This is a genomic window from Scytonema sp. PCC 10023, assembly GCF_963920835.1.
Taxonomy (GTDB): domain Bacteria; phylum Cyanobacteriota; class Cyanobacteriia; order Cyanobacteriales; family Nostocaceae; genus Kalymmatonema.
Genome location: NZ_CAWUDP010000028.1, coordinates 67,145 through 90,309, shown reverse-complemented (window position 1 = coordinate 90,309; position 23,165 = coordinate 67,145). Strand labels below are relative to the sequence as shown.

Genomic DNA, 23,165 nt, shown 5'->3' with positions numbered 1-23,165 from the left:
TTATACAAATAACTCAGTAATTATCTGTAATTTTTGAATTTACCTAAGAATTTTATAATTACATAAGCAAAATGTGAGAAAAACTAAAAATTCCTGTGGAATAAAGTATTGAATTTTACTTTTTTTATAGTTGTTTTTGGGAATCAAAATTTTGTACTTTTAGATACAGCAGTCCAGATTTTTAGCAACTCTAAAAATTTCTAAATTAATTGAAAACGGCTATTTTGCAGGACTCACTTAAGCAAGAGGTTGTTGTTTCAAAGTATCAGAAGAATGAATAAGAAGGTAAATTCACAATAATTATGGTATCCTACGATGCAACCGCTTAGAAGCCTTATCTAGTAATGGATAACCATAACTTTCAGGTAAATTATTAGTAACTATTGCCTATAGCAGGTTGACAAGGGCTTTTGTTGACTGCTATTTAGACACGGCGACTACATTAGGACCATTCTCTTATTCATAAATCCGTACACTATAAAGTATTAAATTATACAAAAATCTAAAAACCAAAACGCAGTGCCGTCCGCAATCCCATTCCTGCTTGAAGGCTTCCAAGCTGAACCTTAACACTACCTGCTGTCAAGTTACTATAGGGAGGGGTGGCGGGGTTGCTTGGATGAGTCATGCATTTCTGCGGTTAGTCTCCACAAGTGGAGAAACATCTTACTCACTGCTTCAAACCGGTGAGGTCGTTATTGGGCGCGATCGCAGTTGCCAAATTGTCTTGAATTCTAATGATTATGCCATGGTTTCGCGGCGTCATGCTATTATTCGCTCATCTAAAACGCCAGATGGCAGAACAAGCTATGTGCTGTGTGATTTGAATAGTGCCAATGGGATTTATTTAAATGGAGAGGTTTTACAGGGATGTCAGGAATTGCAGGCAGGCGATCGCATTAAGCTTGGCAATAGTGGTCCAGAATTGTTGTTTGAGTACCAATACAACTACCAAGGCGTTGACGAACCACACTCATCAGTAACAGTAACTCGGGTGACGATGAGTACAAATCCTCGGGCGTTAGTTAATACCGATACTGAGGCGAGTTGGTCGCAGATGCTTCCTATCCTTTTTCGACCAAAAGATTTCACTCGCAAGGCTTATTTAGTACCAGGAATCATCACAGTCATACTCGTGGTACTACTGTTTTTTGTACAAGGATTTTTATATCAAATATTATTAGGTGCGTACTTAGCAACTGCTGCCTTATATTTTGTTTACCAGTTGTGTGGTAAGCCGAAAGCTTGGTGGGTGCTAATTGCTTCTGCTGTTTTTACGATATTAATTTTGCTCAGTCCGGTTCTGAGTCTATTTTTTTTGGTGTTTCGCAGCATTCTTCCAGGAAGTATACCAGATAACCCTAGTACTGTTAGCTTTGGCGAGTTGTTTCTGCGATACTTTTTTGGTGCTGGACTGCTGGAAGAATTGCTTAAAGCTTTGCCAATTATCGGATTTTATTTTTTAGGAAGAGCATTTACATCTCCCACGCGAGAAGATATTGGCGTTGAGGAACCTTTAGATGGAATTTTGATTGGAAGTGCTTCTGCAGTTGGCTTCACCTTATTTGAAACTTTAGGTCAGTATGTGCCTGGTACTATTGCACAGGTTGCACAACAGATGGGAACAGATGCTGGTTTGCGGCTGGGGTTAGAACTCCTGATTCCGCGAATTTTAGGTGATGTGGCAGGTCATATGGCTTGGAGTGGATGGTTTGGATATTGTATTGGCTTGAGTATACTTAAGCCACGTCACGGTTGGCAAATTCTGGCTTTGGGATATTTCAGTGCGGCTGGGCTTCATGGGTTGTGGAATAGCAGTACAGGACTAGCAACTACCTTGGGAACCTTTGTTTTATTGTTGTTGATCGTAGTTGGTGGTATATCTTACGCTTTGTTAGGGGCAGCAATTGTTAAAGGGCGTGCTTTGTCGCCGTCGCGATCGCAGAACTTTGCCACGCGGTTTTATCGTTAGATTTTTGATGTCCTAAAGGCGATTGCCCAAGGGGCAGTGGCAAAGCCAATCGCACAACGCATTCCTCCCTACCTTAACCACGTTGAAGCCGTGCGAATTCTCCTTAAAAATTGGATTATTCATAACTTTTATTTATCGTTTTGAAAAAAAAGAAGATTTGCTTTGATTGAGTAGAAAGCCCTAAATTGTAGTCATGCGCTGCCAAGGTACCTGGCTCAGACAAAAATCACTAATTTGATTGACAATTGAACAATTTCCTGCACTGCCCTCGGTTTGAGAAGCAGAAAAGGACAACGAAGAACAGCATTGAATCATAGTGAATAACAGTTATGACTTGGCTAATTAGCACATTAGTTATTGGGATTTCTACGGCTTTAGCAACCACATTTGACGATAATTTATACTTGACAGCCTTCTTTGGAAAAGTCAACCGCACCTTTCGTCCCAAACATATTGTTCTTGGTGAATTTGTTGGATTCACTGCATTAGTGCTTGCTAGTCTCCCTGGTTTCTTCGGCGGTTTACTCATTCCAAGTACTTGGATTGGATTGCTAGGTTTGCTTCCAATCATTATTGGTATCAGTCATCTCATGAGTCGAGAAGACGGAGGAGAGGAAGTGCAAACGGTGTCAATGAACTTCACCTCTGGTGCCAAATCTCACCGCCATAAGAAATCACTATGGGCAACTCTACGCGATCGCCAAACCTACCGCGTTTCCGCAGTCACCATTGCAAATGGAGGGAACAACATTGGGATCTACGTGCCGTTATTTGCCAGCAGCAATCTGCCAAGTTTGGGTGTGATTTTGTGTGTTTGCTATGTGGCGATTGGAGTGTGGTGCTGCCTCTCTTACTTCATGACTCGTAATCCTCTGATGGCTCCCCTTCTCACTCGCTATGGTCGAAAAATCTTCCCCTTTGTGTTAATTTGGTTGGGATTCTCTATTTTGATGAAAAGTGAATCGTATCGGCTTTTTATCTAGTTTTAAGCTGTTATTGAATGAGGCGAAACCCATAATAAAATTTGTTTGTAGTAAGGACTTTAGTCCTTGCTTTCGTGCAAGAGGACGCGCATTCCTCACTACGAACTTCCCCACTTTGAAAATTGGAAGCCTGAACTGATTTATGTCAACTGTCTGTGTGGAAGTTGAAACTGTTTGTTCAGATGATGCGCTAGAACTGATTGAACAGCTTTCCTGTGAACTGGCAAAGCGTTACAACGAGGATGCAGAACAGGGCAAGGGAGGATTTGAGTTATCTGATATGGATGTGCCTGGTGCTGCGTTTGTAGTCGCCAGGTTAGATGGTCAGCCAATTGGGTGTGGTGCAATTCGTCCGTTTGATGAACGGGGCATAGCCGAAGTCAAGCGTATGTTTGTTATTCCAACTATGCGTGGGCGTGGTATTTCAAAGCAAATTCTGGCAAAGCTGGAAGATACTGCACGTAACTTTGGTTATACTGCTGCGATTTTAGAGACAGGTACACGTCAGCCAGAAGCTGTAGCGCTTTACGAGAAAGCAGGCTACAAGCGTTGTTCTTGTTGGGGCAAATACATCAACTCTTCATGGAGTATTTGCTATCGCAAGGAACTTACATAATTGAGAGAGTGAATGCAGCAACATAGCACTTCTCAATTGAATCTCATACAAATTGCTTGTAGGGGCTGTTGTTGCCGTGGTTCTACTGTATGGGTGTATTCTATGCAAGCGAGAATTGCTATAGGTCACGCTTTCTCCAAACAGAGGCTATGTTGCTTAGCGTAGCTAATCCTGGTTGCTCGCAGTCTTCACTGGTGATATTTTTTGTCGTCGTTCCTGAAGCTTATTTTCAATAAGTTTGGCAAGAAGCCAGGAAATAGAGCGTTCTTCCTCTTGTGCCCATGCCTCCAACTCTGCTTTCAGTTCCGGGGAAATGTAGGTTGTTACACCAGACAATAGAGTTTTGCCGCCCATTTCAAAATCTATATATTGCGTAGATAGTACTTACCATAGCATTTTACTATAGCTTTTATTGTCTTACCTTTAAATAAGCTATGCTATGCTATGCTACATTAGCATAGTGAATTTTTAGCATAGTGAATTTTACCTCTCTCGGCATGAATATCCTTGATAGCCTCTTCACCCAGCCCGTTACTCAACGGCAAAGTCGTGGTATTAACCTCAAGTCCCAACGTGAAATTGAAATCATGCGTCAAGCAGCTTCGATTGTTGCAACTGTGCTCAAAGAGATTTCTCAAATAGTGCAACCTGGGATGACGACTGCTGACTTAGATGCCTACGCAGAGAAACGCATCCGAGAAATGGACGCTACACCCAGTTTCAAAGGATATCACGGGTTTCCTGGCTCTATCTGCGCTTCGATTAATCATGAAGCCGTGCATGGCATCCCCAGTTCTAAGCGGGTGATTCGACCTGGAGATGTTTTGAAGGTTGATACAGCGGCTTGTTATCAGAACTTTCACGGTGATTCTTGTATCACTCTTGCCGTGGGTAAGGTGTCCCCAAAAACAGAAAAGTTGATTCAAGTTGCTGAAGAGGCACTCTACAAGGGAATTGAGCAAGTCAAAGCAGGAGCGTATCTGATGGATATTGCGGGCGCTGTTCAAGATTGTGTAGAGGCACACGGCTTCAGTGTTCTTGAAAACTACACTGGGCATGGAATTGGTCGCAATATGCACGAAGAACCTTCAGTGTTCAACTTTCGTACTCGTGAAATGCCAAATGTGAAACTCCGGGCTGGAATGACATTAACAATCGAACCGATTGTGACTGCTGGTTCTAAACAGACCCGTACGCTATCAGACCGTTGGACTGTAGTCACATTAGACAAATCCCTAGCTGCTCAGTTTGAGCATACATTGCTTGTGACTGACAATGGATATGAAATCTTAACTGACCGTTGTTGTTGCTCTCATACCATTTTAGGAAAAGGATGATACAAATCGGTAGTGTAGAGACGCGCCATGGCGCGTCTCTACAGAATTTCAATGTATCGCGATTAACGTGAAATGGTATCACTCCTCACCCAGCAACTAACTGGGGAAGATTTGGCGGCGACAGCGCAGTGCCGGCTGCGCTAACTGCCCGTGAACTGCCCGTGAGGGGTCTTTGTGGCCGTACTCGGCACCGCCAAATAAGCGCGTAGCGTTCCCCAGTTGCGTCACTTTCCCCCCTCAACGGATACGTCTTAGAGGGTCGCACCCCTGATTCGTCAGCAGTATCCTTTTAGGAGAGGGGGTGGGCGAGAGGTTCACCGAACCGTATTGCCACAGGTTTTGCTTTGCTATACTTGACGGCACGCACTGGCGATCGCCCCTTGGGCACTGACGGAGCCAATCGCCCTGACGACAAACCTAACACCGTATAAATTCGTACACCACAGCCTGCTTCTTGGATGCCGTACCACATGAGGTGACGCGAGTAGTTTTTGACAACAATAGGACTTCTTGCAAAAGTCAAAAAAAAGAATAATTAACCACAGATGGGCACAGATGGAATCTACTTACGCAAAAGGCTTAATAAAAATTGCTATAAGCAATATGCAAAAACCTTGAAGAGATTATAAATGCAATGTCGCCAAGCTTTACACAAATAGATACATAAATAAAAATAATGAGATAACTATTTAAAAATTTTCCTGAATTCAACTAATTAATGCTGTCAATAGAAAAAAGCAGTACGTCGAGGAGAGATATCAAGATGAGGGACCTTTATCTGTTGGCAGCAGGCTTGTTAACAGGATTGGTAATACCAACATCAGCTCTTCCACATCTGCCTAATGTCAACTTAGGAAATAGCGGAGTCATTTGGAATTTAAAAGACGATTTAAAGCCAAATGTCGGTGGAAAAATATTCTCTAATGCAGAAATTTTTCAAGCAGAACAGAGTAACTCTTGGTTGCCAAAGCCACTAGAATCGCAGCTTAGCCCAAAAACTCAACTCGTTTCTCGGCGAATTACATCTGGAAAGCAACTTTACTACGAAAGGTTAGCGGCGCTCAAAGCGGGTCAGATTTATCCAAGCTTACCAGAAGACAGCATAAAGTCATCGTTGATATCTACGAAGAACACTCAACTGACATATGAGGATTGGAAAAACTTATTGGCTATGGAAGCCAAAGCAATGGCTCAAAGTCAAGGTGACAATCGTTTGGGAATCCTACTGGGTGATTCTTTAAGTTTATGGTTTCCTAGAGAAAAATTGCCTGTAGGTAGATTGTGGCTCAATCAGGGAATTTCTGGAGAGACTTCCAACGGTATTTTAAAAAGGTTGTCTGTTTTTGCTCAAACCAAACCAGATGTCATTTATATCATGGCTGGAATTAACGACTTGCGGAAGGGTACGACAGACGAAACCATTTTAGGCAATTACCGCCAGATTGTTCGCAAGTTGCGACAAACTCACCCAAAAACCATAATTTTTATCGAATCGATTCTGCCAACTCGTTTGTCTGCAATCCCGAATACCCGTATTCGTCATCTTAATGATCAACTCGCCCTGATTGCCAGACAAGAAGGAGCTGATTATTTGAATCTTTATGATTCATTTACAGATTTTGAAGGTAACTTGCGCCAAGAATTGACCACAGATGGATTGCATCTGAGCGCAGAAGGGTACGAGGTTTGGCGATCGCTACTACATCAGGTAGAACAAACTGACTTACCACACGATTAGTCAATAGTCAATATTTAGTAGTTAAAAAAACTCTGGAATTTCCAGTTTTGATCATCAACTATGAACTAATTGTTATCAGTTTGTGGGTTTTGCAGCTCCTTATCTTCCTTGCGAGGTTGCACTTCGGTTTGAGTTTCAGCAGATGATGAATTTTGCTTGACTTGTTCTACTGTAGGAACGACTACAGCAGGAGAATCAGACTGCTTTGATTCCGCAGTAGATGGCTGTGCTGGTACAACAACAGGAGAATTATTCGATTGGCTGGGTGGGGGCGACGACTCAGAAGCGTCACGAGAAGACGGTGGGTTATTTACTGAAGATGGTGAAGAGGAAGTTCTGCGAGATTCGCGAATTGCCCGCAGTCGTTCAACTAATCGCGACGAAGAATCACTGCTAGGGGAAGGCGAAGCTTCTTGGGGTTCTTGTTGATATCGGCGGCGAGAGCGGGATTTTCTGGAGTAGGTTTGAGGCGATTCTTCTGTGACATTGCGACTGGGAGATTCTTCAGTTGAAACACGACGGATACGCCTACGCCGTGTGGAGGTGGGTGCAGATTCAACAGCCGACGAAGCATTATTTTGTTTCTGGGCAGTGTTAGTCTGTTGAGTTGAAGGCAATGGTGTAATCTTTATTTTAGGTGTTTCCTCGTTAGCATCACGCTTTTCTACAACAGGTTGTGGAAATGAGCGTGGCTGAGTTTTGGTAACTATACTTGTGACAGCAAAACCTGCTGTAGCAGCCACAAGAGCTATACCCGTGGCAATAAACACCTTAGGTGACGAAAGCTTGTTGACAACTTTGTTGAAATTGACATTCCCCAAAGGTGATGGGGTTGAGGTTTTGCTCAGAGCCGCCACTTGTTGCGGTGGCAAATCTGGGTATGGATCGACAGATAAATTGACAGTTGGCACTGTTTGTGTTAACACTGGCTGCTGTGTAGCTTCTCTATTGCCCGGTAACAGCACCAACCATTCTGCCACTGTCTGTGGACGAAAGCGAGCCTCAATTGCCATACCACGCATGACGGCTTGATTGACAGCAGCACTTAAGTAGGGTTGTAACTCGCGGGGAGCAGGCATTTGTTCGCGATCGCGTAGCAGTGCTGGCATCGGTACTTGTGCTGTCAACAGTGCATAAAGTGTTGCAGCCAAACCATAAACATCGGTTGCAGGAGTGCGGGTTGCTTGTGACAAATACTGCTCCATTGGGGAATAGCCCTCAGAAACAATTCCTGTGTGAGTTTGTCTGACCCCATTATTAAATTCGCGTGCGATGCCAAAATCAATCAGCACCACTTCAGCAGTTCCTTGACGGAGGATGATGTTGTCTGGTTTCACATCCCGGTGCAGCAAACCATTTTGATGCACCACCTGCAAGGCGGCTCCAATTTGGCGGACGTAATGAATTGCTGTCACTTCTGGTAAAGGCATCCCTGGTAAGATATATGCCTCTGCCAAAGTTTCACCTGGAATATATTCCATCACCATGTAGGGCAACCCATCTTCAACAAAAAAGTCGCTCACCCGGACAATATTTGGGTGGATACAAGTCGCCAATCGTCTCGCTTCATCCTGGAATTGGCGCTCAAACTTGACAAAATCAGGATGCTGTCGCAGCTTTTCATTGAGAGTTTTAATCACCACTATATGATTCAAGAAGTGGTGAGTTGCTTTGAACGTAATACCAAAGCCGCCTCGACCTATTTCCTGGTCTAAGCTATATTTGCCACCCTGCAAGGTTTTACCAGCTAACATATAGGGAGTCCTGAGTATTGAAGTGCTGAGTAACTATAATGAGTACTGCGTCATAAACTCAAGAGTGAAACAAAGCAAAGCTCCAGTCTTGAGTTTTGAGTCTAACGTGAATCCTAAGCGATATCAAATCTAGTTCATGACTCAGCATTCTTCAATGACCTCACTCCACAGACGACTGTTCCAAACTTTTTCTTCTCCATAATATACTCAGCACTCTCTACTCAACACTGTGCACTTTTAGAAGCGTTGACCGATACCAAAATGCAGACGGCTTTCTCCTTGGTCATTCAGTCCAAAGTCAGCCCGAATCAAGCCCAAGGGTGAGTCAAAGCGCACCCCCGCCCCATAACCAAAACCAGTACCAGGTTTACCACGAACTCCCGCAGGGTTTCCCAAGACAGTTTCACCAGTACCTAAATCTGAGCCAAAATCAGCAAAGAATACACCTCCTAATGCCTGGATAATCGGGAAGCGATATTCTGCGGAAGCCAGCACATAAGTACGACCACTGCCAACATCACCGCCATCGTAACCGCGTATGGAATTGGGACCGCCCAAATTAAAACTTTCATAAGGTGGTAAATCACCCAAAACTGTACCAGCTTGGAGATTCAAGGCAAAGACTTGTGGGTTTTTAGACTCAAATAACTTCACAGGCATAAACTGGCTGTAGTTTGCCTTGATGCGATTCATGGAAATGTTTCCCTCGCCAATAGGAATCGACTGTTCTGTACTAAGTTTGAGAACAGAACCTTGAGTCGGATTCAAAGGATTATCCCGTTCGTCTTTAATGGCGGTGAAGGATACAGTCGCCAAGTCATCTATACCCGTACCACTAAAAGACAGGGGATTCCCGTTTTCATCGGTGGGGGAAATTTTGCCGTCGCGATCGCGAAGGCTGACACGGGTATAGTTGAGTCCTAAGGAAGCATCCCAACCCTCAATTGGTTGCTCAAAGCTAAAACTTCCCCCAACTCGACCTTCGCGCACTCTGTCGCCATTTGCCAGCTTGACATCTCCATCCAAACTGTCAGAAAGTCCCCGCTTGCGGAAAGCATTCACACTGTAGCCAAAGGTGTCTGGATTGGTTTCTCGGTAAGGACTGGTAAACTTGGAATCAAATTGAAAGTCACGGGCACCCACTTCAAGATTGACACCGAAAGTATCGTTAACACCGCCAACATTCTGGTCTCGATAATTTAACGTGCCGACTATTCCCTGATCGGCGCTATAATTCCCACCCAAATTGATAGAACGCGCTCCTATCTCCTTGAGTTCGTAAATAACATCCAGTTTTGTTGCATCTCCTTCAAAAGCAACGTTAACATTTTGAAATAAACCAGTTTTATACAGTTGCTGTAAGTCTTGTTTAACCAAATTTTCTTGAAAGACTTGTCCTGACTTCAGCTTGAGCTGCTGCTGCAAGAAATCTGTTTTGGTGCGTCCTGCGACTGGCTTACCTTTGTCATCAACTGGCTTGCCTTCGTCATTAAGAAAACGAAACTTGATATCGTTGACGACACCTTCAGCAACATTTAAAGTCAGGATTCCTTCACGACTGGGTTGGATTGATATCACCCGTGCAATTTTATAACCATTGTCAGCGTACCATTTATTAATTTGTTGTACTGCTTCCTTGAGACCATTCGGGCTGATGACTTTTCCTATTTGAGGTTCGAGGCGTTCCCTGGCGACTTGATACGTCAGCGTATTAGCCCCTGAAAGTTGTAGAGAACGCACAATCACTGGTTCTACTTGGTACTCTACAGTTAAGCCAGTTGGTGTAGATTGGCTATTCACACGAGCATTTGTAAATAAACCTGTCTGCAAAATTGCTGTAACATCTTTCTGTAGCTGAGTTTGACTGGTTTCCCCACCAGCTTGAGTTTTGATCACACTGCGAATGATCTGCTGCAATTCTTCATTGGCTCCTACTATCTGCACTCCTGTAGCAGAGACTACTAAATCACTGTTCGTAGCTGGAGGGGAGGATGGAGAGGATGGAGAGGATGAGGAAGATGGGGAGGATGAGGAAGATGAGGAGGATGAGGAAGATGGGGAGGATGAGGAAGATGAGGAGGATGAGGAAGATGGGGAGGATGGAAAAGTAATTTCTCTTCCTACTTCTTGTGCTGTTCGTTGTTCCCGTGTCTGTTTGTTCTTTTGGGGAGCTATCACAACTGAATTATGACTACCACCACTTTGCACATTGCCCGATTTTTGCGAAAATTGTCCAATAACTACTGTTTCCGGGTGTGCAATCCCTTCTATCTGTGCAGGTGTTTCTTCAGTCACCGGCACCACTAAGTTATCATGTTTTTCAGCTTGTTCAGGAGTATCTGAGGGTGCAGCCAATGCTTGCTGACTAGCATTGCCAGCCGCTAAAGTCACTAAAGTAAAAATTGCAGCAGAAGAAACTCGCATAATAGTAGCCTAGTTCACTGGGAGTTAGTTTGTACTTCCGTACTGAGGTTAGGTAATGGGGATAATACTAACTTCCTGCTTTGCGCCGATTTATACCCCCATTCATTCCTCTTCTCCCAAAAGACACTTGTATTTAAGTTTTTGTTTCTCATGAGTGAATTATCACCTTTACCCCTAACCTCTAACTCCGAAGAAAGTTCTCGCTTGCGGTTACTTGTTTTAAGCAACGGACATGGAGAGGATGTGATCGCAGTCCGTATTTTGCAAGAACTTCAGCAACAACCGAACCCACCGGAAATCTTCGCTTTGCCATTAGTGGGAGAAGGACACGCTTACCAACAGTTGGATATTCGCCTCATTGGTTCGGTACGTACGATGCCCTCTGGTGGATTTGTTTACATGGATGGACGCCAGTTTGTACGAGATGTACAAGGTGGTTTGTTACAACTCACTGCAAGTCAAATAAAAGCTGTACGTCACTGGGTAAATACTCAGAAAAAATCAGGCAACAGGAAAGCTATTTTAGCGGTGGGCGATATTATACCGCTGTTATTTGCTTGGTTGAGTGATGCCAGCTATGCCTTTGTGGGTACCGCGAAATCAGAGTACTATGTGCGAGATGAAGTTGATTTATTAAAGCGGAAAAATAGAGGGGCATCGTGGGAAAACTTTTCCGGTTCAATTTACCACCCTTGGGAACGTTGGTTGATGAGTCGTCAACGTTGCAAGGCAGTGTTTCCTAGAGATTCGCTGACAGCAGAGATATTGAAAAAGTGGCCCATTCCCGCTTTTGATTTAGGCAACCCAATGATGGATGGTTTGGAACCATCAATTCCACGTCCAAGATTTTATAGTGCTGATGCCGAAAAGCAAGAATTAGCTCGACCTTTGATTGTGACTATTCTCCCTGGTTCGCGTCCCCCAGAAGCATACGGCAACTGGCACCAAATTATGATAGCCGTATCTGCAATGATGGCACTTTTTAGAGAGCGAGAGTTTGTAGGACACACTTCTGGAACAATGGTGTTCTTGGGAGCGATCGCCCCCAGTTTACACTTTGAAAGTATCCGCCAAATTCTTGAATCTCAAGGCTGGCATCCCCACGCTGAACCTCCAATTCAAATTCCTGATGCAGATACCTTGACATTTAAGCAAAAAAATGCATTTTTTATTTTGTCGCAAAATGCCTATAACGACTGCTTGCATTTGGGAGATATGGCGATCGCCATGGCGGGGACAGCAACAGAACAATTTGTAGGTTTAGGAAAACCAGCAATCACCATTCCCGGACAAGGACCCCAATTTACCTATGCCTTTGCGGAAGCACAAAGCCGTCATTTAGGACCATCTGTGATTTTAGTAGAAGAACCAACAGAAGTTGCCAAAGCAGTAAAGTCACTACTTGCCAACCCAGACACTCTACAAGCGATCGCGGAAAATGGCATACGACGAATGGGGAAACCAGGAGCAGCCAAACGAATAGCTGAGTATTTGATGGAGCTATTGTGGAATGAATATTGATTGTCTCAGCTTCAATATGCTTACTGCGTGAATCAGATGGAATACTTAGCTACATTATATTTACGCCCTCATGATTTCGGCGAGGTAATGTGATGGTGATTGAACCCAAGACCCAAGCCCTACCAGACCATACCCAGCTACCAGAGTCTGATGGTACCTTTGTGAAGAACTTTCAGGAACATCCCCAGAGTATTTTACTGACCGACTCGATTCAACCGCGCTTGCAAGAAATTCAGCCGGATGGGCAATATTGCATCGGGCAAGACTGTGGTATTTACTGGCGAATGACAGATCCACCAGAAAGAGGAGCAGAGGCACCAGACTGGTTTTATGTGCCTAATGTACCACCCACCCTCAACGGTGAAATACGGCGTTCCTACGTTCTTTGGCAAGAACTCATCGCACCTCTGATTGTTCTAGAATTCGTTTCTGGTAATGGGGAAGAAGAAAGGGATAACACCCCTTACCAAGGCAAGTTTTGGATTTACGAACAAGTGATTCGCCCGGCTTTTTACGGTATTTATGAAGTTAAAAAAGCATCAGTAGAAGTTTATCGATGGGTTGCAGGGCGCTACGAACGGATGAGTCCTAACGACAGGGGACATTATCCTATTGCCCCTATGGGCGTGGAATTAGGCATTTGGCGAGGTTACTATTTAAATGCACAGTTACCTTGGCTGCGTTGGTGGGATGAAGCAGGAAATCTGTTACTCACAGGAGAAGAACGCGCAGAAGCTGAACGTCAACGAGCCGAAACTGAACGTCAAAGGGCAGAAACTGAACGCCAACGAGCGGAAGCTGAACGCCAACGAGCGGAAACAGCAGAACAGGAGAATGCGCGTTTGCGCGAACAATTACGTGCATTGGGTGTAGATCCAAATGCACTGAGTTGAAAAGTTTAATCTAAATGACACTCGGTCAAAAATGCTTTATGAGCTGCAATAACACTTTGCGTCACATAAGCAGGTTCTATAGGATATGGCGCACTACCAAAGACAACAGCGAGTCCTTCAACTGCACGATAAGCCAGAGGTTTCCATTTGTTCACCCACGCCTGAAGGAGTTGTTGATTCTCCCCACGCCGTTCAACAGCATATTTCACCAGTTCCTTGGTCCATTCTTGGCTGCGTTGACTGTCGAGTTCAAAATCGCTGTTTATATATGCCGATAAATTATCATTGTTTTGTTCAGCAAGTTTTCCAAGTTGATTGAGCATCAGCTCGTCATACAAAGGCTTGGCTACCAGATTGAGAGCAGCAAAAGCCTCTCCCCAGTCGTACGCGATCAACAATTTCTCTAACAATTCGCGCATCGGTTGCCAAACAGGATCTGTTTCCCAAATCTGGCGTGTTTTCTCACTTGATGCCAAATCTGGGCTGTGGACGAGGGAAAGAGCTTTAGCTCGGTAAGCACTGCGCTGCAAGCTTCTGCACTGATCAGCCCCCTGAAAATGGGCAACGTTGGTGATGTAAGCAGAAGGTGCGATTTGCCCAATATATTGAGCAACCATTTGCAGTACATGAGTCGAAAAACGCGAGGGAATATAAAGCCTTTCTAAAATTTGTACCCAGTCCTTGCTTAGATGAGCGTCGCCATCTTTACGTTCAAACTCGTCAATGAGACTATCAATGTAAGTTTCACGTTCATGTTGTTGTTTAATGTAACTACGGTATGTCAACTGGTTAGGGTCACGGAAATCTTCCCAATCGTCTACTTGAAATGGTGAGCCTTCACGGTACTTTAAGTACCATTGATTTATCGGGGCACTCGGGTCTAGTTCAAAAGGAGCTGGGTCACGCCGAAAATGATAATGCAGCTTATGAGTAACAATTTCGTATTCACTGGGAACTCGTCGTAGTTCACCAAATTGGCTCCAAGTGCGCCGTTTTCTTCTCTGGAGTGGTTGTTGAGTTGACATTGCTAGCCTCTAATTTTCTAAATACCAAACAATCTCTTGATCACCAGATTGGATTCGCCCCGCGAAAGTCGCTAAAGCAGGCTCTATCTGCGAGAGAGGACAGGAACGACCTAGGGCTGCTTCCAGGCTTTTGCGAGTGACTCGGCAATATTTCTCAGTGTGGATGCGAATATATCCACCACGATCCTCGACATAGACTTCGGCATCTGGATTATCGCGCTCAATTGCTGTAATAAGTGCTTCTGCTATTTCGCCGTCACGTACGACAGGACCAACAAGTTTAGTTGACATGATAGTGTTTGTTTATTTTTGAATTTTGAATTTTGAATTTTGAATTTTGAATTGTTAATGTGGCGGTGTTTTCTTCCTGAGGTATGCCGATGTAAATCAGATTATTTTCCACTTTGAGTGGATAACTGAACAACTGACATTTTTCTGGGTTAATGCCTTTGCCCGTAGCAGCATCAAATTGCCACAGATGTGCTCGGCAAGTGATAGCTTTGCCATCGAATTTGCCCTCACTTAGTGAAATTCTCTGATGGGGACAGGTACTTTGATATGCTTGGAGTTTACCACCTGGGCAATGTACCAATAAGACTTCTTTTTCACCCAATTCGACATCCAGCATTTCGCCTTCCCAAATATCGTCGCAACTAGCAACCTCAACCCAGTTGAATTTGGGAGCGTTATTCATCGTAGAAAACCTCCACGAAATCAGTGGGTTGAATGTTTGCCGCCGCAACTGTCATCTCAGAAGCGAGAATGCGATCGCTATGTTTAACTTTCATTGGAGCTTTTTTCGCAGGTAGCCTTCTGCCGATGACATGATGGGCTACTTTCTGGGCAACTACGTCCATTGTGTCGGTATCTTCGACAACAACAGCCAAAATCACGAAATCGCCCCGAAATGCTGCTGAGAGTGGAACTATTGCCATAGTGCTTTTCCTATCTTAAGAAGCTTTGCGCTCACCCGTTTTTTCGCATCCGACGCCCGCCCATGCATATTTGTCTGCGTCGTCTCCAGCAACATCAGGCGTAATGCCCATGTAGGCTAACGCTCCTGCTAGGGTAGGGGGCTGGATGTGACCTGCAACCAAACGATCTACAATCGACAGATGTCCAGCGTATCGTTCTGGGTTTTGTTCAAAAATCCACTTGCAAGGCTCACAGCAGAATTGGTACACGCGTCCTTTGTGCTTAACCACTTTCGGTTTGGAAGCTTCAAGAGCCGACGCTGAGTTGACAATTGGCAGTTGACAAAGGTTGCAGATTGCTGGGAAAGTTTCTGGATAAGTCAGTTCGATGCGATTGTTGCGTATGTTCTCAGTAATCACATCCCAATATGAACCAAACTGTTTTTCCCAATTGGGATACTTTGACTGAAGCCATTCACGCTCAGCTTGGGAAACACCAGCATCTGGATTCCACCACAATGTTGGACGCCAAGTCCAGACACCCAAGTGTATCGCGTGATGATACCATTCCAATTCCTCAAGCAAAGTATCCCAATACCAGGGGAGCTCAAGACCCAAATCACGGAACAGATCTACGAACTGTTTGAGAATCCATTCTTCCATGAACTCTTTGAAAGACTGCTGGCGATGCTCCAGGGGTGTGTAGTAGTCCATCGACAAACCGGTCAGCAGAGCGAAGATACGCCATGAGCGCCAGAACATCGTATCAATTAGCTTCTGTGGTATCTCTTTGCCCTGTTTAAGGAGAATCTTTAGGGTTGGCTCACCTTGCTGAGCGTGGCGCGATTCATCCGTCTGAATGCTAGAGATGAGTGCGCCGAACTCAATATCGCCCACCTCAAGAGCATCCGCAGCCATACCCAAAAACTGCAAATTGGTAAAACCAGACTCTAAAGTAAAGGTTAACTGTAGTGCTGTTGCGATCGCATCGCTGGCAGTAAACATATCATCACAAAGATGACGGGCAGCAATAATTGCCCAATCATTTGTATGGACTCCCTTGTGAGTCCAGTCAAACTGGATGTCTTTTTCTAGGAGTCCATGAGCAAACAACAGCTGGATCTGGGTGTGGCGCGTCTCGTCAAGGGTGCCAAAAAGCGCCATGTTGCGCCAAGCAGCCGCTCTACCAAAGCGGCTCATACGCGATTCCGCCAACACTGCCAGAATTTCTGGAATTATCATAGCGCCGTAATGAGCTTTCAGCGAAGATACCCAACCTGGATCGAGATGCTCAAACAGTTTGGAGCGACTTAGCGCTGATTTGACAGAATACACACCTGCATCTTTTTCACATTGGTTATGGACGTATTCCCGGTAGGTGATTTTGTAAGACTCGTCCCATTCGTACCAATCCTTTTCTAGAATCTCAGAATCACCCGCGACTTCTTGAGGAAAGACTTCATCGTAGGTCACGTACTTGAAGTCCCAATTCATATCACGAGCCAAATCGTACCAGTCAGAGCGATTGAGCTTGGGCATAAAAATGAGTTCCCCATTAATTGAATTTATTTGCTCAAACTTGTTAATGATCAAGTTTGCACTCTTAGATAGCTAGGTCAACTTTAATCCGAGGTCTTAACAATTTCGAGTAATTTTACCCCGTTTTAAGCATTGACTAAAAGCTGATTATGTGACAAAAGTCTTAACAACTTATGGAAAGTTGGATAACTCCCCTTGTATATTTAATCGGTGTCAGCAAAAGCAACTTATGCACTTAAAGCTTTTGCAGATACTCTGGTGGCACATGATCCACGAGCCAAACACCATTCTCAGAACAATAGAAGATGTAACCTGCTTGATGCATCGCCGCTGCATCTACCGCAAACACCACAGGTTTTCCATGCCTTGCACCAACAGCTTTTGCTATGGCAAGATCTCGTGATAAATGGACATGATGGCGCGACATTTTGGATAATCCCATTTGGAGAATTGCCTCCACGCAACCTTGTGCCGTACCGTGATAAAGCACATCTGGAGGAACAACAGGTTCCAATTGCAAATCAACTTCTATGCTATGCCCTTGGTTAGCACGAATGAAAGTGCCTGTGGCGTCAAAGGAAAAGCGTTTTTTATCGTTGTTTGCAACAACTTTATTCAGTTCCTCACGGCTGATAGGAAACTGGTTTCTCGCACAAGCTGCTAACAGTTCATCAACAGGAACCCAGCCACCAGGAGCAAGTTTAATGCCAAGGCGATCGGGTTGATGACCAAAAAAGAACTCAGGAGTCAGAACTCAGAAGTCAGAATATTAAACGCGCTTTCTCGTCATGAATCAAGAGTTCTGGTTCCTGAGTATTGGTCTGGTGCCCCCGAATTTATTCGTGGAGAAAAAGAAAATTTTTCCATTCTTAAATCCCCCGGATTCTATCCGTGGGGATATTCTGAGTTCTGTGTTCTGCGTTCTGCATTCTTCTTAAGCAGGTGTTTACTGAGATATTTGCTGATTTTAACGAGGCGAGAATTGTCCATTAACTTGTTCAATCAAATCAATGCAATTTTCTGAGTGGCGACATAATTTGGGAAAATTAATTCAGTTTTGCTTCCCCCAAATTCATATAACACTGGATGAGTGGAAGAAAGGTTCAAGGGTGATGGAGTTGTCCAGTTTTTAGAATTAGCGGCTCATCGTATGATAGAACTTGTGACGATAGTGGACGCAATAATGGATTTCTTCAAACAGGCTGGTATATCTCTGCTAGGAGGCTGGATTATCGGCATTGCGGTTGCTGCAATGAAGTTACCAGCTCCGGTACCTCCGTTAATGGGGTTAATTGGAGCCGCAGGTGTGTTACTCGGTGGCTACTGTTACGAACTCATCATCCGACTCCTGTTTAGATCGTCCTCATGATATCAAATGGTCGCTGCAAGACTTGAAAAAGGTGGTCTATGGCGGGCGATCGCATCTCGAAGTGATGTCATAGCGGTAATTCACTCTCCTGCAACAGTCAAAGCTTGGTGATAAAGTTGTTGGCTGATGCGTGTACCGTTAGCAATGAGCTCGTCTAGCACTTCTTTAACGCAAGGAATTAGCCCCTGCTGTTTAGCTATCAACACAATTCCCACCGTACCGATAACAGGTAAGCCACGCCTTTGTGCTTCTTTTCGTGCTGCTAAATCATCAACTAAAACCCATGTTGCACCTATTTCTTCAGCAAGAGTTATTGCGGCACATTCACCTAAACCAAGCTTTGTAGTGGTGCGAAGTGTTTGCACTTTCTGTTTGTCAATGACTTGTCGCACCTCAATCCAGTTTTCTGAAGGTACTGCCGTAATAGAGGGGTTAGTTGCTGCTGTCAACTCATTGTAGACATCTTCGGGAATGATAATCCGTCCAGATACATCTCGTAGCAGTACTAGCCGCCCAACTTTTGCCAGTTCGCTTAAAGGGGTAGTATCAGAGACAACAATCACTCAGAAGATTTCCTCAAGTCTTTAAGATAGTCGGTTACCTCCCGTTGCAAATCTTCCAGCGTCATCGTGTCATCAAAAGGTGATATGTTGTACTCATACATCAATTCTGACAGTCGCGAACGGTTTACTCTTAATAACTCTGCTGCCCGTCCAGCGCTAATATCACCCTGACGCAGTAACTCCATCACAAACGCTTCATGTGCCTTGCGTTGGGCTGCTGCTCTATGTTCTTCAGGTATTTCAGTAAGCGCTACAGTAAACTTGATTTCAATCTGTGGTTCTGACATTTCTCTCACATTTATCTACAAGCATTTTATCTATCAAGAAAACAATTGACCCACTTTCGCCAAATCCACGTTCCCACCGCTGATAATCACCCCAATTCTAGCCCCCGGAGCTTTCACAACTCCTTCCAACAAAGCCGCTGCGGCTAACACCCCAGTCGGTTCAACCACAATTTTGAGGCGTTCCCATAAAAAGAACATGGTGCGTAAAATCGCTTCTTCAGATACCGTAACCATATCATGGACATATTGCAGCACCAACGGGAAAGTAATTTTACCCAAATAAGGAGTACGCGCACCGTCAGCAATGGTATCGGGATTGTTTACAGTTTGCAAAGTTTTGGTGTGAAAAGAGCGTGTCGCATCGTCAGCAAGTGCTGGTTCTACTCCTATCACGCGACAGTTGGGGAAAACGGCTTTAGTCGCGATCGCACAACCAGAAAGTAATCCACCGCCACCGCAACAAACAAGCAGCAAATCTAGTTCACCAACTTCCTCAATAAGTTCTTTGGCAGTAGTCCCTTGTCCTGCCACAATGTGAGGATGGTCATAAGGAGGAATGATCACACTTCCTCGCTCTGTTACTAAACTTTGGGCTAATTCCTCCCTGTTTGTTTGCTTGCGGTTATACAAAATGACCTCAGCACCATACCCACGAGTTGCAGCTAGCTTCACCGCTGGGGCGTCGTCAGGCATAGCAATAGTGGTAGGAATTTTTAGCAGTTGTCCAGCAAGTGCTATTCCTTGAGCATGGTTCCCAGATGAAAAGGTCAAAACGCCTTTTTGCTTTTGTTCTTCAGATAACTGTGACAGAGCATTGTATGCACCTCTAAATTTAAAAGATCCCGTGCGCTGGAAGTTCTCGCACTTGAAAAAGACCTGGCTATTGGTGCGTTGGTTGACTGTTCTTGAAGTCAGAACAGGGGTGCGGTGTGCAATACCAGCCAAACGCTTGGCTGCGGCTTCAACATCAGTTATGGTGACAGAATTATGCTGTGACATTGATGGCTATATTTTAAGTGAAAGAGTAATCGGACAAATCACCTACAGGCTTGTAGCCGATCGCCTGGTAAATGTGATTTGAAGTCGGGTTTGCCAAATCAGTGAACAAAAAGCAGTATCGATGTCCTTGGTCTAGCAATGTTTGGCTCAAAGCCGCCATGCAAGCACTGGCGTAGCCCTTTCTGCGGTGTTCTGGTGGTGTGTAAACCAAACTAACCCCTGCACCGTTGGGCGTTACACCAACATGACACGCCATTGAGACGGGGGTTTGATCTTCCCAAATGTAAGCACTACCCCGCTGCAAATGGCGTTCTACTGTACGTTCAACTCCTGGCTCAACATTACCCAAGGCTTCCAGCATAAAGGCTTCAAACCAACGGATAAGAAGTTGTCGCTCACTCTCAGTAGCAATACGTAAGTCACCTGTTGCTTGGGGAATTGCTTGCACCTGCTCCAATTGGAAAGCACGCAGCGACATTTTTAGTTGGTAGGATTGACCAGTCAGGGAATGCCAAGCCTCTGTAAACGCTTTTGCCTCAATGGTGGGGGCGTTGATTCCTGGTAATGGCTTTTGGGTCAGGTGGAGGTCTTGGGCGATACTCTTGCAGAGTCGCTCCGCGAACGCCTCAATAGCCACAAAATCCTGTATCTTTGACAACAGCAAGTTTCGCGGAGGTGTTCTCATCACCACTGCAACGATATCTCCGTCTACTTCAACAGTTGCCAAGTAGGGCTTTTGGTCGAAGCGTTCAGGGTTGTGAATTAAGGCGTTGCAAAGTGCAAGCAGCTTGTTATGGAGTGCTTCTTGTTTGAGCAAGTAGTCTTTTACCCGCTCGTAAAATTGGTTTGCATCTTCAAAACGATTGATTTTCATCAACATTACTTATGGTAGTAACAGAATTATGCTGTGATATCAATGGCAATGTTTTTGCTGAAAGAGTAATCGTTCCAATCTCCTACAGGCTGGTAGCCGATCGCCTGGTAAATATGATTTGAAGTTGGGTTTGCCAAATCAGTGAACAAAAAGCAGTATCGACAACCTTGATCTAGAAGGGTTTGACTCAAAGCCGCTACACAAGAAGTAGCATAGCCCTTTCTTCGGTACTCTGGGGGCGTGTACACCGGTCCAATCAACGCACTACTCGGTGTGAATAGTCTACTACGAGCCATTGATACTGGTACTTGATCCTGCCAAACATACAGACTCTTCTGGCTTAAATAATGTTTTATAGTGCGTTCTTCATTTCCCTCAACAGATCCAAAGGCTTCTATTGCAAATGCTTTGTACCAATCTTGTAAGAAAAGGGACTCATCCTCAATCGCCTGGCGCAAGTACCCACTTGAGTTAGAAATTGGCTGCACTTTGTCGAGTTGATGAATTCGTAATTGCTTCTCCAGTTTATAGGACTGACTGGTGATAGCTTGCCAAGCTTGAGCAAAAGCAAAAGCTTCCGCAGCTAAACCACTGACACCTGGTAACTGCTGCTGATCAGAATGCAAATCTTGGGCGATACTCTTGCAGAGTCGCTCCGCGAACGCCTCCACTGCTGCAAACTTTTCTATCTTTGATAAAATCAACCTGCGAGGCGGTGTTCTCATTGCCACTGCAACAATCTTGCCATCCATCTCTACACTTGCCAGGTACGGTTGGCAATCATACTGTTGTGGATAGTGAATTAAGGTGTTGCAAATTCCTAGTAACAAGCTATGCAATGCTTCCTGACTCAGCAAGTAGTCTTTCACCCGCTCATAAAATTGACTTGCATCCTCAAACCGATGGAGTTTCATCTCACTCTCCTGAATTTTCGCTCCTCTTCGTAGCTCCTGACTCAACAGTTACGCTATTCATTTGTTGTTGCAAAACAGCAAGTTGTAAAAATATGCTTTTCTCCATTTCACCAGCTTCCATTGTTTGCATCCAGTGCATCATAGATGAGATGATAAGTTCTTTAAGATAAGCAAAAGAAAAGCCATCCGTCTTCTCAGCAATCTGAGTTATTGTTGTTTCAGACAAGTGCATGGCAGGTTTAAATTTGTCGTTCCACAAGTTTATATATGCTATGCGTTCTGTCAAACTTGGTAACTCAAAATAATATTTGCGGTCAAAGCGACTGGGGCGCTCCAAAATTGCTGGTTCTATACGTTCTGGATAGTTAGTTGTGGCTAAAATCACTATCCCCGTATTGGTGGCAAAACCATCAAGTTCATTCAAAAAGAACGAGCGATTTTCACCATCTACCAGGGAATCTAGGTCTTCTAAAACCAGAATACACGGTGCGGACTGTCGCGCTCTTTGGAAGACTTGACGAATGTTGTGGTGAGGATTCTCGTACTCCGACTTTAAGCTTTTGACGTACAAGCACGGCTGCTGCATCTTATTAATCAAAGCTTTGACAGCGTGGGTTTTGCCATTTCCGGGAGAGCCGATAAACAAAATTCCTCGCTTCCAAGGTAAACCACAATCTTCGTAAGTTTCTTGTGAATCAAAAAACTTTGCCAAGTCGTCTTGAATTTCTTGTTTAAGAGCGCTGGGCAAAATCAGATTATCAAAAGTCGCGTTCTGAATTGACTCAAACAACTCTATATTTTTTGACCAATAACCCTCTTCAAATACCAAAATTTCGCTTCTAACTTCCGAGTTCCACTCACAAACAGCAGCAAAAAACTTTTCAGCAATGTCTTTGCTGTCAGCCAAAATCCAATAATATCTGGTTTTACAATAACCATCCTGAAAACTTATGAGCAGGACATCTAAGTTATATCCTTCCCATGTCACCTCAAAGTTGCCATTTTCAGTAGAGTTATCAATTTTGTTTTCCATGCCATCCCAACCAGAAATAATCTGATTATGGATGTAGGTATCAGATGTTTTAATAGTACAGAAATTTGCCTCAGCGTACCTCTCTAAATCAAAAGCATAATCACTACCTTCTAGCAGTGCTTTTTTCGGATAAAGTGCTGCTAATTCCTGACTGACATAGTAGGTAATGGCGTTAGTAGGAAGGTTAAGTGCTTCTAAAATCAGTTGTTGAGTTTTCACGAGTTTAAGTACTTTTAAATTTGTTCAAATACACGTTTATTTTAGGTGGGCAATGCCCACCCTACTTCTAAAGCGTATTGTCGGTTTCCTACTCCCTTCCCTGTGCATGATTACCTATTTTTTATTGGCGCTCTAGCCTACGGCACGCCGCTGCGCGTCTAGGCGTCTTGGCGGTTTTTTTAATAGGTAAT

The 23,165-nt window shown here is 44.3% G+C and carries 26 protein-coding genes; 8 read left to right on the top strand and 18 right to left on the bottom strand.

What is annotated here, in order from left to right; all coding sequences use genetic code 11:
• Positions 1-502 precede the first annotated feature (502 nt).
• Positions 503-628, bottom strand: coding sequence for a hypothetical protein (locus ACM0OZ_RS18540; RefSeq protein WP_414584298.1), 126 nt, complete (start codon positions 626-628; stop codon positions 503-505).
• On the opposite strand from ACM0OZ_RS18540, the gene ACM0OZ_RS18535 reads away from it, so the two are divergent.
• From ACM0OZ_RS18535 to ACM0OZ_RS18525, 3 genes are all read left to right on the top strand, one after another.
• The gene (locus ACM0OZ_RS18535; RefSeq protein WP_414584297.1) at positions 620-1,972 is read left to right on the top strand and encodes a PrsW family glutamic-type intramembrane protease; all 1,353 of its coding nucleotides are present in this window, start codon (positions 620-622) and stop codon (positions 1,970-1,972) included. The two genes, ACM0OZ_RS18540 and ACM0OZ_RS18535, sit on opposite strands and share 9 nt — an antisense overlap.
• 329 nt (positions 1,973-2,301) lie before the next feature.
• Positions 2,302-2,955: a cadmium resistance transporter gene (locus ACM0OZ_RS18530; protein WP_414584296.1), complete on the top strand. Its 654-nt coding sequence runs from the start codon at positions 2,302-2,304 to the stop codon at positions 2,953-2,955.
• A 142-nt stretch (positions 2,956-3,097) separates the two neighbouring features.
• Positions 3,098-3,571, top strand: a complete 474-nt coding sequence (locus tag ACM0OZ_RS18525) for a GNAT family N-acetyltransferase (protein WP_414584294.1) — start codon at positions 3,098-3,100, stop codon at positions 3,569-3,571.
• Between the two features lie 165 nt (positions 3,572-3,736).
• Here ACM0OZ_RS18525 and ACM0OZ_RS18520 read toward each other — a convergent pair whose 3' ends face one another.
• Positions 3,737-3,925, bottom strand: a complete 189-nt coding sequence (locus tag ACM0OZ_RS18520; protein WP_073627333.1) for a ribbon-helix-helix domain-containing protein — start codon at positions 3,923-3,925, stop codon at positions 3,737-3,739.
• A 143-nt stretch (positions 3,926-4,068) separates the two neighbouring features.
• On the opposite strand from ACM0OZ_RS18520, the gene map reads away from it, so the two are divergent.
• On the top strand, positions 4,069-4,908 hold the full coding sequence (gene map / locus ACM0OZ_RS18515; RefSeq protein ID WP_414584312.1) for a type I methionyl aminopeptidase: 840 nt from the start codon (positions 4,069-4,071) through the stop codon (positions 4,906-4,908).
• 96 nt (positions 4,909-5,004) lie between these two features.
• Here map and ACM0OZ_RS18510 read toward each other — a convergent pair whose 3' ends face one another.
• Together ACM0OZ_RS18510 and ACM0OZ_RS18505 are read right to left on the bottom strand one after the other, a co-directional pair.
• Complete coding sequence (locus tag ACM0OZ_RS18510) at positions 5,005-5,136, bottom strand: hypothetical protein (RefSeq protein ID WP_414584293.1); 132 nt, start codon at positions 5,134-5,136, stop codon at positions 5,005-5,007.
• Between the two features lie 61 nt (positions 5,137-5,197).
• The gene (locus tag ACM0OZ_RS18505) at positions 5,198-5,431 is read right to left on the bottom strand and encodes a hypothetical protein (RefSeq protein ID WP_414584292.1); all 234 of its coding nucleotides are present in this window, start codon (positions 5,429-5,431) and stop codon (positions 5,198-5,200) included.
• Between the two features lie 240 nt (positions 5,432-5,671).
• On the opposite strand from ACM0OZ_RS18505, the gene ACM0OZ_RS18500 reads away from it, so the two are divergent.
• A complete protein-coding gene (locus ACM0OZ_RS18500) occupies positions 5,672-6,646 on the top strand; it encodes an SGNH/GDSL hydrolase family protein (protein WP_414584291.1) in 975 nt (324 codons plus the stop codon).
• Between the two features lie 65 nt (positions 6,647-6,711).
• On the opposite strand, the gene ACM0OZ_RS18495 is transcribed toward ACM0OZ_RS18500, so the two are convergent.
• Together ACM0OZ_RS18495 and ACM0OZ_RS18490 are read right to left on the bottom strand one after the other, a co-directional pair.
• Positions 6,712-8,400 carry a serine/threonine-protein kinase gene (locus ACM0OZ_RS18495; protein ID WP_414584290.1) on the bottom strand — a complete coding sequence of 563 codons (1,689 nt, stop codon included), beginning with the start codon at positions 8,398-8,400 and terminating at the stop codon, positions 6,712-6,714.
• A 237-nt stretch (positions 8,401-8,637) separates the two neighbouring features.
• Positions 8,638-10,824: a BamA/TamA family outer membrane protein gene (locus ACM0OZ_RS18490; protein ID WP_414584289.1), complete on the bottom strand. Its 2,187-nt coding sequence runs from the start codon at positions 10,822-10,824 to the stop codon at positions 8,638-8,640.
• A 150-nt stretch (positions 10,825-10,974) separates the two neighbouring features.
• Between ACM0OZ_RS18490 and ACM0OZ_RS18485 the strand changes: the two genes are divergently transcribed.
• Both ACM0OZ_RS18485 and ACM0OZ_RS18480 read left to right on the top strand, forming a co-directional pair.
• On the top strand, positions 10,975-12,345 hold the full coding sequence (locus ACM0OZ_RS18485; RefSeq protein WP_414584288.1) for a lipid-A-disaccharide synthase-related protein: 1,371 nt from the start codon (positions 10,975-10,977) through the stop codon (positions 12,343-12,345).
• A 92-nt stretch (positions 12,346-12,437) separates the two neighbouring features.
• Positions 12,438-13,238 (top strand): Uma2 family endonuclease, encoded by an 801-nt coding sequence (locus tag ACM0OZ_RS18480; RefSeq protein ID WP_414584287.1) that lies wholly within the window; start codon positions 12,438-12,440, stop codon positions 13,236-13,238.
• A gap of 5 nt (positions 13,239-13,243) precedes the next feature.
• On the opposite strand, the gene ACM0OZ_RS18475 is transcribed toward ACM0OZ_RS18480, so the two are convergent.
• From ACM0OZ_RS18475 to ACM0OZ_RS18450, 6 genes are all read right to left on the bottom strand, one after another.
• Positions 13,244-14,263, bottom strand: a complete 1,020-nt coding sequence (locus ACM0OZ_RS18475) for an aromatic/alkene monooxygenase hydroxylase subunit beta (protein ID WP_414584286.1) — start codon at positions 14,261-14,263, stop codon at positions 13,244-13,246.
• Between the two features lie 9 nt (positions 14,264-14,272).
• Positions 14,273-14,554 (bottom strand): MmoB/DmpM family protein, encoded by a 282-nt coding sequence (locus ACM0OZ_RS18470; protein WP_414584285.1) that lies wholly within the window; start codon positions 14,552-14,554, stop codon positions 14,273-14,275.
• Positions 14,544-14,957, bottom strand: coding sequence for a Rieske 2Fe-2S domain-containing protein (locus ACM0OZ_RS18465; RefSeq protein WP_414584284.1), 414 nt, complete (start codon positions 14,955-14,957; stop codon positions 14,544-14,546). The genes ACM0OZ_RS18470 and ACM0OZ_RS18465 overlap by 11 nt, the downstream gene beginning before the upstream one ends.
• Positions 14,950-15,198 carry a toluene-4-monooxygenase system B family protein gene (locus ACM0OZ_RS18460; RefSeq protein WP_414584283.1) on the bottom strand — a complete coding sequence of 83 codons (249 nt, stop codon included), beginning with the start codon at positions 15,196-15,198 and terminating at the stop codon, positions 14,950-14,952. The genes ACM0OZ_RS18465 and ACM0OZ_RS18460 overlap by 8 nt, the downstream gene beginning before the upstream one ends.
• Before the next feature lie 15 nt (positions 15,199-15,213).
• A complete protein-coding gene (locus ACM0OZ_RS18455; RefSeq protein WP_414584282.1) occupies positions 15,214-16,716 on the bottom strand; it encodes an aromatic/alkene/methane monooxygenase hydroxylase/oxygenase subunit alpha in 1,503 nt (500 codons plus the stop codon).
• A 235-nt stretch (positions 16,717-16,951) separates the two neighbouring features.
• Complete coding sequence (locus ACM0OZ_RS18450; protein WP_414584311.1) at positions 16,952-17,467, bottom strand: RNA 2'-phosphotransferase; 516 nt, start codon at positions 17,465-17,467, stop codon at positions 16,952-16,954.
• Positions 17,468-17,806: 339 nt separating this feature from the next.
• Between ACM0OZ_RS18450 and ACM0OZ_RS18445 the strand changes: the two genes are divergently transcribed.
• On the top strand, positions 17,807-18,085 hold the full coding sequence (locus tag ACM0OZ_RS18445; protein ID WP_414584281.1) for a hypothetical protein: 279 nt from the start codon (positions 17,807-17,809) through the stop codon (positions 18,083-18,085).
• Positions 18,086-18,165: 80 nt separating this feature from the next.
• Here ACM0OZ_RS18445 and ACM0OZ_RS18440 read toward each other — a convergent pair whose 3' ends face one another.
• Genes ACM0OZ_RS18440 through ACM0OZ_RS18415 form a run of 6 tightly spaced genes read right to left on the bottom strand, consistent with a single transcriptional unit; the run spans position 18,166 to position 22,974 of the window.
• Positions 18,166-18,648, bottom strand: a complete 483-nt coding sequence (locus ACM0OZ_RS18440; RefSeq protein ID WP_414584280.1) for a DUF3368 domain-containing protein — start codon at positions 18,646-18,648, stop codon at positions 18,166-18,168.
• A complete protein-coding gene (locus ACM0OZ_RS18435; RefSeq protein ID WP_414584279.1) occupies positions 18,645-18,935 on the bottom strand; it encodes a UPF0175 family protein in 291 nt (96 codons plus the stop codon). The genes ACM0OZ_RS18440 and ACM0OZ_RS18435 overlap by 4 nt, the downstream gene beginning before the upstream one ends.
• 33 nt (positions 18,936-18,968) lie before the next feature.
• The gene (locus ACM0OZ_RS18430) at positions 18,969-19,934 is read right to left on the bottom strand and encodes a threo-3-hydroxy-L-aspartate ammonia-lyase (protein ID WP_414584278.1); all 966 of its coding nucleotides are present in this window, start codon (positions 19,932-19,934) and stop codon (positions 18,969-18,971) included.
• A gap of 13 nt (positions 19,935-19,947) precedes the next feature.
• Positions 19,948-20,808 carry a GNAT family N-acetyltransferase gene (locus ACM0OZ_RS18425; protein WP_414584277.1) on the bottom strand — a complete coding sequence of 287 codons (861 nt, stop codon included), beginning with the start codon at positions 20,806-20,808 and terminating at the stop codon, positions 19,948-19,950.
• A 26-nt stretch (positions 20,809-20,834) separates the two neighbouring features.
• Positions 20,835-21,722: a GNAT family N-acetyltransferase gene (locus ACM0OZ_RS18420; RefSeq protein ID WP_414584276.1), complete on the bottom strand. Its 888-nt coding sequence runs from the start codon at positions 21,720-21,722 to the stop codon at positions 20,835-20,837.
• A gap of 1 nt (position 21,723) precedes the next feature.
• Complete coding sequence (locus ACM0OZ_RS18415) at positions 21,724-22,974, bottom strand: AAA family ATPase (protein WP_414584275.1); 1,251 nt, start codon at positions 22,972-22,974, stop codon at positions 21,724-21,726.
• Positions 22,975-23,165 lie beyond the last annotated feature (191 nt).